The organism is Nannocystis exedens, from assembly GCF_002343915.1.
Classification (GTDB): Bacteria; Myxococcota_A; Polyangia; order Nannocystales; family Nannocystaceae; genus Nannocystis; species Nannocystis exedens.
On sequence record NZ_NETK01000001.1, the window covers coordinates 2510474 to 2526232 of the forward strand.

General features: G+C 72.7%; 9 protein-coding genes. 4 read left to right on the forward strand and 5 right to left on the reverse strand.

Annotated elements, in window-relative coordinates; genetic code table 11:
- Entirely contained in the window at nucleotides 1-3285 is a 3285-nt protein-coding gene (locus tag NAEX_RS09795; RefSeq protein ID WP_096327242.1) for a hybrid sensor histidine kinase/response regulator, read from the reverse strand.
- A 140-nt stretch (nucleotides 3286-3425) separates the two neighbouring features.
- Here NAEX_RS09795 and NAEX_RS09800 point away from each other — a divergent pair, with 140 nt between their 5' ends.
- From NAEX_RS09800 to NAEX_RS49925, 4 genes are all read left to right on the forward strand, one after another.
- A complete protein-coding gene (locus NAEX_RS09800; protein WP_096327243.1) occupies nucleotides 3426-4322 on the forward strand; it encodes an SIR2 family protein in 897 nt (298 codons plus the stop codon).
- Between the two features lie 14 nt (nucleotides 4323-4336).
- Entirely contained in the window at nucleotides 4337-6649 is a 2313-nt protein-coding gene (locus NAEX_RS09805) for an nSTAND1 domain-containing NTPase (protein ID WP_096327244.1), read from the forward strand.
- A 416-nt stretch (nucleotides 6650-7065) separates the two neighbouring features.
- Nucleotides 7066-7473, forward strand: coding sequence for a hypothetical protein (locus NAEX_RS09810; protein ID WP_096327245.1), 408 nt, complete (start codon nucleotides 7066-7068; stop codon nucleotides 7471-7473).
- A gap of 279 nt (nucleotides 7474-7752) precedes the next feature.
- Nucleotides 7753-9087 (forward strand): hypothetical protein, encoded by a 1335-nt coding sequence (locus NAEX_RS49925; protein WP_170135603.1) that lies wholly within the window; start codon nucleotides 7753-7755, stop codon nucleotides 9085-9087.
- A gap of 96 nt (nucleotides 9088-9183) precedes the next feature.
- On the opposite strand, the gene NAEX_RS49930 is transcribed toward NAEX_RS49925, so the two are convergent.
- From NAEX_RS49930 to NAEX_RS09830, 4 genes are all read right to left on the reverse strand, one after another.
- Nucleotides 9184-9354 carry a hypothetical protein gene (locus tag NAEX_RS49930; RefSeq protein ID WP_170135604.1) on the reverse strand — a complete coding sequence of 57 codons (171 nt, stop codon included), beginning with the start codon at nucleotides 9352-9354 and terminating at the stop codon, nucleotides 9184-9186.
- Between the two features lie 187 nt (nucleotides 9355-9541).
- Nucleotides 9542-10480 carry an ADYC domain-containing protein gene (locus NAEX_RS09820; protein WP_245913657.1) on the reverse strand — a complete coding sequence of 313 codons (939 nt, stop codon included), beginning with the start codon at nucleotides 10478-10480 and terminating at the stop codon, nucleotides 9542-9544.
- 195 nt (nucleotides 10481-10675) lie between these two features.
- Complete coding sequence (locus tag NAEX_RS09825; protein ID WP_143140951.1) at nucleotides 10676-14038, reverse strand: serine/threonine-protein kinase; 3363 nt, start codon at nucleotides 14036-14038, stop codon at nucleotides 10676-10678.
- 918 nt (nucleotides 14039-14956) lie between these two features.
- Complete coding sequence (locus NAEX_RS09830; RefSeq protein ID WP_096327248.1) at nucleotides 14957-15235, reverse strand: hypothetical protein; 279 nt, start codon at nucleotides 15233-15235, stop codon at nucleotides 14957-14959.
- Between the last annotated feature and the right edge of the window lie 524 nt (nucleotides 15236-15759).

The window sequence follows — 15759 nt, forward strand, 5'->3', positions numbered from 1 at the left end:
TCAGCGCCCGTCGCGGCCGGCGAGCTCGCAGATCGCCGTGACCAGGTCGAACGGCTCGCACGGCTTGCCGAGGTGCTTCTGATAGCCGGCGAGGAGCGCCCGGGTGCGGTCCTCGAGCCGGGCGTAGGCGGTCAGCGCCAGCGCCGGGGTGCGCCCGCCGTCGCCGACCGGGCGCTGACGCAGGCGGCGCATCCAGTCGTAGCCGTCCTCGCCGGGCATGGCGATGTCGGACACGATCACGTCGGGCCGCTGCTGGTTGACCAGCGTCAGCGCCTGCTCGCCGTTCTCGGCGGTCAGCACCACGGCGCCGGTCGGCTGGAGGAACGCCGCCACCAGCTCGCGCGCGTCGCGTTCGTCGTCGACGATGAGGATCTTGAGCCCGCGCAGGTCGGCCTCGCGCGGCGCCGCGTCGACGGCCGGGCCCGGGGCGGCGCCGGAGGCCACCGCGCTGACGCGGCCGGCCTGGCTGGCGCGGGTCGGCAGGCGGACCACGAACTCGGCGCCCTGGCCGACCCCGTCGCTGTGGGCGGTGATCGTCCCGCCGTGGCCCTCGACCAGGTGGCGCACGATCGCCAGCCCGAGCCCGAGCCCGCCGTGCTGGCGGGTGGTGCCCGAGTCCTCCTGGCGGAACTTGTCGAAGATGTGGGGCAAGAACTCGGCCCCGATCCCGCGGCCGGTGTCCTTGACGTGGATGACCACCTGGTTGCGCCCGGTCAGCTCGAGCGTGAGGTCGACCTTGCCGCCGCGCTCGGTGAACTTGACCGCGTTGCTCAGCAGGTTCCACAGGATCTGCTGCACGCGCTCGGCGTCGCAGACCAGCGGGATCACCGGCGGGTCGGGCCAGAAGGCCAGGCGCACGCCCTTCGCCTCGGCGGCCGGGCGGACGATGTCGAGCGCGGCCTCGGCGATCTGGACCAGCTCGGCCGGGCCGACCCGCAGCTGCAGCTTGCCGGTGATGATGCGCGTGGTGTCGAGCAGGTCCTTGATCAGGCCCGCCTGCGCCGACGCGTTGCGGTCGATGGCGTCGATCGCCTTCTGCCGCTGCTCCTCGTTCAGGCCGCTCCGCCGCAGCACCCGCGACCAGCCGAGGATCGCCTGCAGCGGCGTGCGCAGCTCGTGCGAGACGATGGCGAGGAATTCGTCCTTGGCGCGGTTGGCCGCGTCGACGCGGGCGCGCTCGCGGCGGGACAGCTCGAGCAGGCGGGCGTTGTCGAGGGCCAGGGCGATCCGGCGCCCGAGCTCCTCGGCCAGCGCGAGGTCGTGGTGGTCGTAGAGCCGCCCCGAGCCCTTCCACGTGCCGACCGACAGGGTGCCGAGGATCGCCCCCTGGACCGGCAGCGGCACGATCGCCGACGACCGCACCGCCAGCCCCTCCAGGGCCTCGAGGTGCTCGGCGTCGCGGGCGATGCCCGCCACGATCGCGTCGGTCTCCGGCACGAACAGCGAGCGCCCGCTCGCCATCACCCGGGCGTAGGTGTGCTCGCCGTCGCGGTCGAGCGGCAGGCGGCCCTGCGCGGCCACGTAGGCGCGCAGGCGGGTCTGCATCGCCGGGTCGATGTGGGCCACCGCCGGGACCGCGAACGAGCCGTCGTCGCGGCGCAGGTGGATCACGCACCAGTCGCCGAAGCTCGGCACCACCAGGTCGACCACCCGGGCCAGCGTCGCGTCGCCGTCGAGCGACTCGGCCAGCACCCGCCCGGCCTCGGCGAGCAGCGCCATCGCCTCCTCGGCCCGCTTGCGCCCGGTGATGTCGAGCACCGTCTCGACGATGCCCTCGATGTTGCCCTCGAGCACCCACGGGTAGTAGCTGACGAGGAAGTGTCCCGGCAGCCCGCGGCGCTGCGGCAGCATCACCGACACCTCGACGTCGCTGATCGTCTCGCCGCGGTCGCGGACCCGCTCGAGCATCGGCTCGATCAGCGGCGCCATCGACGGGACCACCTCGGACAGGCGATGGCCGCGGTGGACCTCGACCGGCAGGTCGTTGATCGCCGCCAGGGCGCGGTTGATCCGGCGGTAGCGGAGCTCGCGGTCGAACACCGCGAAGCCGATCTGCGCGCCGTCGAGGATCGCCGTCAGCTCGGTCTCGGCGCGCCGGTGCTCGCTGACGTCGAACATCGACGCGACCATGCGCGTCGGCCGGCCGGCCAGGTCGCGGGCGATCCAGCCGCGGTCGAGCACGCGGACGAAGCTGCCGTCGCTGCGGGCGAACCGGTACTCCTCGCTCCACCGCTCGGCGCCGTCCTTAATCGCGCGCTCGACCCCGGCGGCGACCCGCTCGCGGTCGTCGACGTGGATCCGCGCGAGCCACCAGTTCATGTCGTCCGCGATCTCGTCGGCGCGGTAGCCGAAGCGGGTCGTGATCGCCGCGTTCCAGCGGGTCTCGCCGGTCTTCACGTTCCAGTCGCGCAGCGCCTCGTTGGTGGCGCGGTTGACCAGCTCGTAGCCCTGCTCGGCCCGCACGCGCTCGGTCAGCTCGAACACGGTCACCGCCACGCCGGTGACCGACCCGCGCGTGCGCACCGGGTAGAAGCACACGTACCACACGCGCTCGCCGTGCAGCGTGAAGTGGTCGCTGGCGTACGGCACCCCGGTGCGCAGCACCTCGGCGAGCAGCGGCATCGTCGCCGCCAGGTGCGGCGAGATCTCGCCCGGCGTGCGGCCCAGATGCGACTCCGGCGACGCGCCGTTGAGCTCCGCCAGCGCCCGGTTGACCCGCACGTAGCGCAGCTCGCGGTTGAGCAGCGCCAGGCCGACCGAGGCGCCCTCGAACAGCGCGTCGAGCTGGGCCCGCACCTCGTCGTCGCCGTGGAACGCCATCAGCGCCGACGCCAGCTCCCGGCCCGGGGCGACGCGCTGGCGGGTCGCGTGGATGTCGGTCGCCGTGCCGACCCACCGCTCGACCGGCCCCGCCGCCAGGCGGACCGGCTCGACGCGGGCGCGGTGCCACCGGAGGTCGCCGTCGCGGCGCCGGGCCCGGAGCTCGCACTCATAGGGTTCTCCCTTGCCCAGGGCCTCGGCGTGACGGGCCGCCAGCGCTTGCAGGTCGTCCGGGTGGATCACCCGGGCCATGACCTCGACCGGGGGCAGCTGCTCGGGCACGCCGGCGTAGCGGAACCAGGCCTTGTTGACGAATTCGAGGTCTCCGGCGCCGCCGAAGGTCCAGAGCAGGTGCGGCACGGCGTCGGCGAGGCGGCGCAGCGCACCTGCATTTTGGGCCAGGTCCGACGCCGACGCGGGTCCAGCGGCCCCCGCTCGCGGCGGATCTCCCGAATCGCGCTGCACCGGCCAACCGTAGCACGAACGCCCCGCCGCCCGGTCGGCGGAGGGACCTCCGCCGGCCTCGGCGGGCCGAGGCCCGTGGGGCCGGCAGGGGACTCGCGGCGCCGCGAGCGTCCGTGTACCGTTGGCGCGGGAGCCGAAGCATGCCCTCGCAGTTGACCGACGCCGAATGGAGCCAGCTTCTGTCGCGGATCGAGCGAGGCGAGTGTACGCCCTTCCTCGGGCCCGGCGTCGCCCTCGGTCGGCTGCCGCTGCCGGGCGACCTGGCGATGCGGTGGGCCGACGAGTACCAGTATCCGCTCGAGGACCGCTGGAACTTGCCGCGCGTGGCCCAGTACCTCGAGCTCGAGAAGGGCCCCCGGTGGCTGCGCGAGGAGCTGGCCAAGGCGCTGGCCGACGCGGCGGCCGCCGAGCCCGGCGCCGACGCGCTGCAGCTGCTCGCGGAGCTGCCGTTCTCGACGTACATCACCACCGGCTACGACGACCTGCTCGCGCGAGCCCTGCGCGCGGCCCAGCTCCGCCGCGACGAGCGGCGCACGCCGCGGAAGCCGCGCCTCGACTTCTGTCGCTGGCACGAGACCCTGCGCTCGGCCGCGATGCAGACCCCGTTCGAGGCCGACCCGCACTACCAGCCCTCGGCCGACGAGCCGTTCGTGTTCCACCTGCTCGGCCAGGCCGCCTTCCCGCAGTCGCTGGTGCTGACCGAGACCGACCACTACGACCTGTTCGTCGCCACCGCGCGCCACCCGAACATCGTCCCGCCCACGGTCCATCGGGCGCTGCGCGGCGGCCCGCTGCTGTTCATCGGCCAGCCGCTGACCGACGCCAACTTCCGCGCCCTCGCCCGCAGCCTCGGCGGCGCCGACTACCGCGGCCTGCAGGAGGGCACGCTCTCGGTCCACGTCCGCCCCGAGGGCAACGACGCCGCGATCCACTACCTCGAGCGTCACTTCGGCGAGCAGCGCATCAAGCTGTACTGGGGGACCCCGCTCGGGTTCCTGCAGGAGCTGCGCGAGCGCTGGCTCCGCGACCACGAATAGCGCCCTGGAGGTCCATGTCCGCACCCAAATCAGGCCCGCAGAGCCCCTTCCCCGGACCCCGCCCCTACGAGGCCGGCGAGCGCGACCGCTTCTTCGGCCGCGCCGGCGAGCGCCGCGACCTCGCGGCCCTGGTGATCGCCAACCGCCTCACCGTGCTCTACGGCCCGACCGGCGCCGGCAAGACCTCGCTGCTGGCGGCCGGCCTGGTCCCCGAGCTCGAGCGCGCCGGCTTCATGGTCATGCCGATCGCGCGCCCCGGCGGCCTCTTGCCCCCGGGCACCAACCCGATCCACCTGCGCAACGTCTACAGCGCCAACGTGCTGATGCACTGGCACCACGGCGACATCGACGGCGTCGTCAAGCACACGATCACCTCGTACCTCGAGGCGATGCCGGACCCGCGGCCCGAGCGCCCGCTCGCGCTGATCATCGATCAATTCGAGGACCTGTTCGCCACCCACACCACCCAGTGGGAGCAGCGCGAGGCGTTCCTGCACGAGTTGGTCGAGTGCCTCGCCAAGCCCGAGCGCGGGGTCGAGGAGCGGCCGGTGCGGATCTGCCTGGCGATCCGCGAGGAGCAGCTGGCCGAGCTCGAGCGCTACGCCGCGCTCCTCCCCGACCTCCTGCGCGTCCGCTTCCGCCTCGACCCGCTGCGCCGCCCGGCCGCGATCGAGGTCATGACCCACGCGGCCGGCGGCATGTTCTCGCGGGCCGACGCCGAGAAGCTGGCGACCGACCTCGGCCACCGGCGCGTGCGCACCTTCGGCAAGCTGGCGCTGGTCCCCAGCGAGTTCATCGAGCCGATGCAGCTGCAGCTCGCGTGCGACGAGAAGTGGCGCCGCGGCGGCCGCAGCGGCGCGATGGCCAAGCCGCGCGACCCCGACGAGGCGCTGATCCGCTACGTCGACGCCGGCATCGCCCGCGCCCGCGCCGGCTGGGGCGCGGAGGCGAAGATCCGCCGCTTCATCGGCGACAAGCTGCTCACCCCCGAGGGCGGCCGCAGCGCGGCGATCCGCGGCAAGCGCAACACCGGCGGCCTCTCCAACAAGCTGGTCGACCGCCTCGAGCACGAGCGGCTCATCCGCGCCGAGGAGCGCCTCGGCGCCCGCTGGTACGAGCTGGCCCACGACCGCCTGCTCGAGCCGATGCGCCTGTCCAACGCGGTATGGTTCGACAGCCAGCGCCGCCGCCGCCGCGCCCGCCGGGTCGCCCTGCTGCTGCTCCTCCTCGCCGGCCTCGGCGTCGCCGGGTACTTCGGCGTGCAGTGGGCCCTCGACACCTACCGCGGCCTCGAGGGCGAGAAGACCGGGGTCGAGGCCGAGCTCGCGGCCGCCAGCCGCACCCGCGAGGACCTCGAGCAGGCGCTGGCGCGGGCCGAGGGCGCCCACGCCGTCGAGCGCCTGCGGGCCCAGGCGCGCGCCCTCGACGTCGATTTCGTCGGCCTCGCCGACGACGTCCAGGCGACCCGCGGCGTCATCGCCACGATGGCCCGCTTCAGCCCGCGCGGCCGCGACGGCGAGCCCGCCGACCTCACCAACTTCGTCGCCGTCGCCGCCGAGCTGCCCGGCCTCGGCGCCCGCCTCACCGGCCTGGTCCAGCGCCACGCCGAGCTGACCGCCGAGCTGGCCGCCGCGACCGCCGCCCGGCCGGTGGTCGAGGCTGACCTCAAGGCCCTGTCCAAAGAGACAGCCTCGCGCGGCCCCGAGCTCGAGCGCCTGCGCGCCGACCTCGACGCCGCCGCGGCCGAGCAGATTCGCCAGCGCGTGCGCGTGCTGGCCGAGGTGTCCGGCTTCGAGGCCCCGCAGCGCGGCGCCAGCGGCGACGCCCGGGCGCGCGAGATGGCCCGCGAGCTGTGGCGCGACGCCTTCGTCCTGCTGCAGCGCGGCAGCACCGAGGACGCGCGCGGCCGGTTCGAGCGGGCCCACCTGCGCGACCCGGCCAGCGCCCCCTCGTGGGACATGCTCGGCCGGATCGCCCAGACCGCCGGCGACCTCAAGACCGCCGAGCAGTCCTACCGCAGGGCCCTCGCCCAGGTCCCCGACTACGGCCCCAGCCTCGGCAGCATGGCCTCGCTCTACCTCACCAAGGAATGGTTCCTCGACGCCGAGCGCTGCGCCCGCGAGGCCCTGGCCGCCCAGCCCGACCTGCTGAGCGCCCGCATCGTCCTCCGCGCGGTCCAGCAGCGCCGCCAGACCGAGGTCGAGAGCGACGAGGAAGGCCTGAGCCCGAAGAACCCGTGCGTCCGCGCAGCCGCGGCCCCAGCGGCGAGCCATCCGCCCGCCGGCGCCCCGCCCGCGAGCCCCGAACCGGCCCAGCCCGCCGAGTGAGCCGGCTCCGCGGCCTCGCACCGCCCCGCTCGCCGCCGCGAGCGGGCGACGTCTCGCGTTCGCGGCGAATGGCAGGAGGGCGTCTGTCGGAAGACTGTGCGAGGCTCGCCGCCGGTTTGATAGGACCAGCCGTCCCCGCCGCCGCCGGCGACGAAGGCGATGGACGCCACCGCGAGGTCTGCCCACGAACATGAGACCGCGGGTGGAGAGCCGGAGTCACCATGCACGATGCGAACGCCGCCGAAATCCGCCCCCGCTCGTCCGAGGCAGTGTCACTTTGCGTGCTCCCCTGAATCGCCCCCGCGCCATCGCCCCAGGGCAAAGAGAAGCACCGCGCGGCCCAGTCGCTTCATGGAGGTCACATCCGAACAGCGACAGCTACCCGATGGGCCGCACAGTCATGGGCGGACCGTTCAGTGCCGCTCCTCGAGCTCGAGGCCAGGTCGACCGATCCCGCGACCCGATTCCACGGCGCGCAGACCGTAAGAGACATCGTGTCGTCGTCGGCCCCCCGGGCGTTTCTGCGCGGTTCATCCGCCTCCGTCGACCTCCTGCGCCTGCGCCTGCTGCGCATATCATCGGGGCATCTCGCACGTATCGATGCTCTGCGCGGCGCCGACGCTCGGGCGCGCGCACAGGCGGTCCCGATCGATGAATGCTCCGAGAGAGCGCGCCGACGCCGATTGCTGTTCCGTCGACCCGATGACCAGGGAGCGGCGCCGCCCGTCGATCCGCAGTTCGGCGAGATAACAATGAGCAGAGGCGTGTCGCGTGACCACGACCGGCACGGCCCGTTCGGCCGGACGGACGACGCGATCTTGTAGCGTCCGATCGGCGGCGACCATATCGGCGCTCAGCCCATTTTCGCCCGTGTTTGACGGCCTGCTCAGTCCGGTCCATCTAACCGGCGCCGGTCATGGGCCAAAGGCATGACCGCGCACGACGGACTGCCCGTCGGGCACATCGCTCGATCACCACACGGCACCGGCGAAGGCATCCGCAGGCTCGACGAGCCGGCGAGACGCCCTCGTATTGCCGCGAGCGATGCCCCGACAAGACGTCGAAGCCGAAGCACAACGAACACGACCGAGGAGTGAGGAGACATGGGAAAGCAGCAGATGGACAACAATGAGATGCAACTGCTCAACCAGGCGATCCAGGCCGCCTTGCAGCAGATGCAAGGCGGATTCGGGCAGCAGTTCGGCGGCTTCGGCGGCCAGATCCCCGAGGGCCAGCTCGAGAAGCTCGGCGAGCTGATGCACGAGCGGGTCCGCGAGGCGATCCGCGAGAAGGTGGTCGAGGCAGTTCACAATCGTCTGATGGAGGCGATGAAGGATCGCGTCCGTGACCTCGTGCGCCAGCGCCTGGGTCAGGAGATCCGCAACGCCTTCCTCGAAGGCCATGGCGCGCCGGGCGGCATGAACCTCGACACCGTCACCAATCGAGTGAGCGAGCGCTTCAGTGAGATGGTGCATGAACGCCTCGTCGAGGCCCTCCGCGAGCGCGTCGGCGAGGCCCTCCGCGAGCGCCTGCACAACACGATCCGTGAGACCCTCAGCGAGGGGCCGACCGCGCAATTTCTCGACTGGAACGCGACGGACAACATCGCCTTCAAGATCCGCGAGCGCATCGAGCCCGAGATCCGCGAGCACATCGTCAACATGGCCCGCGAGCGGCTGCGCGAGACGGTCCGTGAGCGCGTGCAGCAGGCGTTCCGCGAGCGGCTCCCGGAGGCGCTGAACGCGGCCATCTCGCAGGCGAAGGCGAAGGGTGGCGATTTCGAGGTCATCGTCATGCTCGTCCGCGACAAGCTGATCGACACGTTCGAGCGGCGCCTGGGCGAGGGCATGCGGGACCGCCTGCGCGAGCTCATCCGCGACGGAGTGGAAGAGGTCGTCCGCGAGCGCCTGCGCGAGGCGGTCCGCTCGGCCGTGGCCGAGCGGTTCGTCGGCGGCCAGTTCGGCGGCGGGCAGTACGGCGGCCAGTTCGGCGGCGGGCAGTACGGCGGCCATTTCGGCGGCGGGCAGTACGGCGGCCAGTTCGGCGGCGGGCAGTACGGCGGCCAGTTCGGCGGGCAGTACGGCGGGCAGTTCGGCGGGCAGCACGGCGGCTTCATGATGGAGCAGCTCCGCGAGCGGATCATCGAGAACGTCCGCGAGCGCGTCGGCGAAGCGGTGCGCGAGCGCCTCGAGTCGCTCGTCAAGCAGCGAATCGAGGACACCCTCCGCGAGCGGCTGGGCGGCGCCCTCCGGTCCGTCATCGCCGAACAGACGACGCTCGGCGGAAGCATCAACCCCGAACACCTCGTCGAGGCCCTGCGTTATCGCCTGGCCGAGACCCTCCGGTACGACGTGGCCGGCGCGGTCTACGAGAGCATCGGCGACGCCGTGCGCGAGCGCTTCGGCGAGGCGCTGTGGAGCTCCGTCGCGCAGCGATGAGGATCCGCGCCACCGCCGGCCCCTGAGCGGACACCCGCGCTCACGAACAGCGTGAGAGAGTCCGACCACGACGACCGACTCGACCGAAGGTGGTCGTCAGGCACGCTGCTTGCGCGGCGTGCCCGTGGAGTCGCGCGGCGCCACCGTCAGCCGCTGCCTCGGCCCGCGCACCAGCGCGGGCCGAGTGTCGCAGCCGGCCCGGATCGCGAACGCGACATCGAGCTCGACCACGAGGCCGTCGACGCGCAGGCTCTCGGCCTCGAGCACGGCAACGACGAACCCAGGCCGTTCGTCTGGACCAAGTCCGCCGAAGAGGTCCTCGCCTCCGGCGGAGGGTACTGCGAATTTGCGGGCCGCCGGGCACTCGGAAGATTCATGCCACGACCCGGTTCGTGGCGCGGATCCGCGAAGGTCCCGTCCGCAGAACGCGTTCTACTGCCCCGGGCTCGCCGCCTCACGCGCCCGGTACGTACGTGACCCACTCGCCTTCCGCCAGCGAGAACGCGTCGCAGGCCGGCAGGTCGCAGCCCACCTCGGCGCCGGCGAGGCGCTGGGCCTCGAGGCAGAGCGCGCCGGCGGCCGACCAGACCGCCTCGACCGCGCCGAGCTCACCGGGGCTGACCACCGTGCCGGCCGCGTTCTCCCAGTGGAGGGGCGTGCCGTTCTGCGTATAGCTGTGGCCGGTGCCGCAGTAATCGGCGGTGATCATGCGCAGCGTCGCCTGGCGCTGCTCCAGGCTGGCGGGGTGGCCGGCGCCGTCGAAGTCGGACTGCGGGCCGTAATTCATCAATTGCAGCTTCGCCGCCGCCGAGCCGGCGCAGGCGAGCGTCAACCAGCGCGGCTTGTCGGGCTGGATCGTCTTCGTCTCGAGGTCGTAGGTCTCGCCGCCGATGACGGTGACCGCGCTCGTGAGGACGTCGAGTAGGTCGCCGGTACACACATTGCGCACACCGACGAGCGCGTCGAGATCGGGGTACACCAGCGCATAGGTGGACACCTGCGGCGCGCCCTCGGCCCATGAATCGATCTTCTGGTGGCCGAGCACCGTGATCGGCAGCGGCAGCAGCGAGCCGGGCTGCTGGACCAGGATCGTCGCGCCGACGAGCTGGCTGCCGCGCAGCGTGGTCCCGCCCGCCGAGCGGGCCACGAGCGCGCCCTTCTCGACGTCGAGCTCGAACTTCTGCAGGCTGAGCAGCCCCAGCGCCGGCGGGACGAAGCCGACGATCCGCACCCCGTCGGCGTTGGGGAGCCCGTCGAGGTTGAGCTCGCGGATGGCCCGCCCGTTGACCTCCGCCGAGTTGAACCCGCAGCGCCACACCGGGCAGGTCGTCGACCCGCCGTCGCGCGACGCGATCGCCTCCTCCCCCCATTCCTCGTCCGAAGGCGCCTCCACGCATCCGCTCGCCAATACACTCACACCCACGATTGTGCCGCAAAGAACCGGACCGCGCATGACCACCTCCCCGCCCCGACGCAGCGGACACTAGCCCCCGGCGTCCGTCTCCGTCAAGCACAAATGTCATGACTCAATGATCTGTGCTGAATCCGCGTGCAAGCCCCGCTCGCACCTTGAGCGATGATTCGCCGTTCAGCGCCCCCGGGCCTTCGCGCGCAGGCCTTCGATCGCCGCCAGGCGCCAGGCGAACGCGTCGCCGGCCCCGCGGAACCACTGCTCGGCCGCGTCGAGCTCGGTCCGCGCGCGCTGCCTGTCGTCCGCGTCCTGACCAGTCGCCAACAGTACGCTCGCCAGCTCGACGCGGGCCCGCGCGAGCAGCCGCGGCAGCGACACGTCGCGCGCCTGCGCCGCGCCGGTGATCGCCGCCAGCCCGGCGACCGCCGCCTCCAGGTGCTCGCGCGCCTCGGCGAGCTCGCCCCGGGCCGCCAGGTTGAGGCCGAGGCACAGGTGCAGCTCGGCCTGCTGGACCGCCAGCCACCATTCGCCGCCCGCGCCCGACGGCGCAAAGGCGGCCCGCAGCTCGGCGATCTCGTCGCCGGTCGGGCCGAGGCGCAGCGCCGCGTATCCGCGGATCAGCGCCACCTCCGGGCGCGTCAACGCGGTGTCGTCCGGCGCGAGTCGACGCACCAGCGCCGCCGCCTCGCGCCAGGCCGAGCGGGCCGCCGCCAGCTCGCCCGCCTCTTCGTGGCGCTGGCCGAGGTGGGCCTGGCACATCGCGCGCTGGGCCACGCGATCGGCGGCGAACCGCTCGAGCACCGAGCAGCCGCGCTCGAGCACCTCGGCGGCCATGCGCGGGTCGGTCAGCGAGACGCTGGCGACGATCCGGATCACCGCGCTGTGCGGGTGGGCCGGCCCGAGCTCGGTCTCGAAGATCTCGAGCGCCCGCAGCACCAGCGTCTCGCGCTCGGCCGGGTTGGAGACCACCAGCGCCAGGTTGCTCAGCGTGAAGCCGACGTCGACGTGGCGCGGGCCCAGGGCCGCCATCCGCACCGCCAGCGCCTCGCGCAGCGTGACCTCCGCCTGGTGCAGGTCGCCGATCGCCAGCAGCGCCGAGCCCATGTTGTTAAGCACCTGGCCCGACAGCCGCGGTGGTCCCTGCAGGCGGGCCGCGTATTCGCGGGCGAACGCGATGTCCTCGCGCGTCTGCTCGGCCTGCCCGAGCTCGCGGCTGCGCCGGTGGATCCGCAGCGCCAACGCCTCGAGCGCCGTCTCGTCGACCCCGGCCCCGAAGGCCGTCAGGTAGGCGCGGGTCAGCAGCGCCTCGTCGTCGGCCCAGCGGCCGTTCATGTGAATCGTCAGCCGGGCGCGGGCGAGCAGCGCCTCGGCCAGCCCCGGCCGCGAGTGGCGGGCCTCGGCGGCGGCCACCACTTCTTCGGCCAGCTCGATCGCCGCGACCTCGCGACCTGCGCGGTCGAGCGCGCCGACCCGCTCGAGCCGCGCGCGCTGCTCCTCCAGCGCCGCCCGCAGCGTCGGGTCGTCGGGCAGCGGCGCCTCGCTGGCCAGCGCGCGCAGGTCGGCGCAATCCTCGACCGGCAGGAGGCCGCGGATGATCTCGAGCCCGCGCGCCGCGACCTCGCCGTCGGCCGCGCGCAGCACCGCGATCGCCTCGCGCAGACCGGCCTTGCGCTGGGCCAGGCACACCATTCGTTGATCGAGCAGCGCCTCCGAATTCTCGCCGCGGCGGTGGGCCAGGCACGCCTCCTTGTGGGCCGTCATCCAGCTCCCGGCGTAGTGGTCGAGCGCCGCGGCGATCGGCGGCCACAGCTCGGTCGAGTGGTACGGGCCGAGGCCTGCGAAGCGGTGATCGATCTCCTCGCGCTCGCCCGCGCCCCAGATCGCCGCGATCTCCTGCCCCGAGCCGTTGCAGGTCTCGTCGACCGGCGGCGCCGGCTTGGCCGCCAGGTAGCCGCCGCCGCCGGCCAGCACGGCCGCCAGCGTCGCCGCGACCAGCGTCGGCCGCACGCGCGTGCGGCTGCGGTCGAGCGCTCGCAGCAGCTCTTCCATCGCAGGCCAGCGCGCCTCGGGCTCGACGCGCAGGCCGCGGGCGACCACCGCGAGCAGCCACGCCGGCACGTGGGCGCCGGCCGGCGGCGCCCGCAATTCGCCGTAGCCCACCGACAGCGCGATGCTCTGGGTCGTCTCGCCGGCGAACGGGCGCTGGCCGTAGAGCGCCTCGTAGAAGGCCACGCAAAAGCTGAATTGATCGGAGGCCGCGCCCACGGCTTCGGCGCGGAACTGTTCCGGCGACATGTACGCCGGCGTGCCGACGAACTCGCGGCCGACCCACAGCGGCAACTCGGCGCCTGATCCGGCGCGCAGGTTGGACTCGATGCGCGTGGTGGTGGTGGCGCACAGGCCGAAGTCGAGCACGCGCACGCGCCCGTCCTCGCCGAGCATCGCGTTGGCGGGTTTGAAGTCGCGGTGGACCAGCCCGGCCGCGTGCGCGGCGGCCAGCCCGGCGCCGGCCTGGCGGTACACGGCCACCACTTCTTGCCAGCTCCGCGGGCGCTCCTCGGACCAGGCCTGCAGCGTCTTGCCGCGGATGAATTCCATCGCCAGGAACACGTCCTGCCGGTGCGTGCCGACGTCGTGGACCACGACCACGTTGGGGTGCGCCAGGCGGGCCATCGCCTGGGCCTCGCGCAGCAGGCGGGCGTTGCCGCGGACCGAGTTGTCCTGGCCGCGGGTGTGCAGGATCTTGAGCGCGATCTTGCGGTCGAGCTCCGGGTCGTAGGCCGAATAGACCGCCCCCATCGCGCCGCTGCCGAGGCGTTCGAGCACCGTGAAGCGGCCGATCGTCTCGCCCGGCTGGACCGACACGATTCGCGTCGACACCCGCACCGTCTGGCCCGACTGCGAGCTCACGTTGCGGCGCGTCGAGGCAGGGCCGCCGGCGCGGACCAGCGCCGCGCCCTCGACCAGCAGCGCCCGCGTCGCCTCGGCTCGCCCCGTCAGCGCGGTTGGGTCGGTGACGCCCTCGGCCGCGTCGAGCCAGACCTCGTTATCTCGCTCCACCGCGAGGGTACGCGCCAGCGCGTCGAGCAAATCGCTCCATCCGTCGATGTCGGACACCGGCACACGGGGAGTCCCGGCCGACAGCCCGCGCTGCAGCGCGCGACGGATCCGGCGCAGCGTCGTCATGCCGACCCCCTGCCACGGCACGTGGCGCAGCCACCCCCGGACCAGCGCGGCGTCGTCGGGATCCCCGAGCGCCTCGAGCAGCCGCGCCGCGTGGTCGCGGATCGTCGCCTCGTTCGACGCCTCGGCCGAGCTCACCGCCGCCGCGCTGAGGCGGATGAGCACGGCGATCGCGGTCAGGACGCTGGCCTCTTCGGCCGAGCGCGCCATCTCCTCGCCTGCCTGGACCAGCAGGTCGCGCGACTGACAGCGCGCGGACTTGCGCGCCAGGATCCGCGCCGCCAGATCGAGGCGGTGCAAATCGAGCTCGGAGAAATGATCCCAGGCGCCGGGAAGCGGGCGGTGAGGTGAATCCACGACGACTTCGTCCGGCGGCGGACCGGAGTCTTACAAGACGCGCTCCAACCGATCAAGCGACCGTCGACGAGCCCGCGGATCTCCACACTAACTCGCGTGCAGGCGAATTTCCTCCGCCGCGACGGCCCGTCGCCGCGGTGAAACACGTTCTCACCAGCCAATGGAACATTGTTCAAGCGCAATGCGCGGACGCCGACGGCGAACTCCGATTCACGTGTCTCGACGGCGCGAGATCGTCGCCGCGCCCGTCCGTGTCGGACAATTCAACACCAGCGCCGGTGTCCCACCGCACCGGCTCATTGTGGGCAACGGTCGCTCGTCCGCACATCGGTCCGCGACGCCGCGGACGCGGACACGGCCGCCTCGGCCCGGCGAGCGCGAGCGCCCGTGTCCGTCACATACAACGATCGTCGAGAGTTTGTCCATGCGATTGCATCGACTCCATTGTGTGCAGGCGAACTACTGTCGAGCCCGCTCGCGGCGTCACTCTCAAGTCGCGGCGATGGATGACACCGTTAACGAGAAACGATTCCCGGCCGGAATGTATGCCGCCGCGCGAACACTGGCAGAGCGCCCCACCGGATGAGCTCCCAGGGCGCTCTCTCGCCGAGAGCCGCGTCTTGCGCCGAACGGCCGAGCGCGGGCGCCGGAGCGCCGAGGGCAGTTACGCGGTGGCGGGCAATGATCGCGGCGCTCCGCCCGAATCTGCGCCGTTGTGGCGGCCGGCACATCTGCGGATCCGGTCGGTCTTGGCTTTGGGTCGGCGCTTGATCGAGGATCGGAGCCATGAGAGGGTCGGAAGCGAGAATGGTGAGAGGCGCCGTCTCCTGGCCGCGGCGCGTGGGAGGATCGAACGATGGACATGCGACGCTATAAAATACGCCTGTTCGCGTTGGCGTCTTCGCTGATGATCAGCGGCTACGCTTGCAATAGCGACCGATGGATCGACGGCGACGCCACCGACTCGGCGTCCGACTCGGCCGGCTCCGCCGGCCCGGCATCCGCCACCGACGCCGCGAGCGCGAGCGCCAGCGTGTCCGCGTCCGCGAGCCACAGCCAGAGCGGCTCCGACTCCAACTCGGACTCGCAGGGCACCGCGCCCACGGAGGGACAGATCTCCGCGACCGATTCAGTCGGCTCGGATTCGGTCACCGACTCCGTCGGTCCGGCCAGCGATTCCAACACCGACTCCGTCATTCGCCGCTACCACGATTTCTACGACCCGGCGACCGCACCGCAGGAGCCCCTGCGCCGGCCGTCGTTCGAGGGCGGCTTGCGGGCGGCCTACTTCCCGCTGAGCTTCCTCGGCCTGGAGCTCGAGTCGCGTCGACGTCGCGGTGCAGCTCTCGAAGATGCGAGATTGTGCATCGTACGCCGATTGGCACGATCGTGGTGGAGCGCATGGGAATTCGTTCCTCGGGGCATCCCACCCGGCCGCCACGGAGGTGCGACGGGTTCGCAGTCGCGGCGACGAAGCGGATGGATGTCGCTCACGACGCTCCGCGGCGGCCGAGCGCGCCGGGGCGCGCGGGGTCCTGCGAATCGCCCGCGGGCGAGCCTTCGCCGCGGCGAAGCGATTCGCCGCCTCGCATCCGCGAATTCGGGACGAATGGCGCCAGTCGACGCGACAGACGTATGGCTCGCTCGAGGACGGCGTCCGGCGGCGCCCGTGCACACCGCGAGCGCCAGCTCGCCGCGGGTTCGGCAGCCGCGCGACGAGC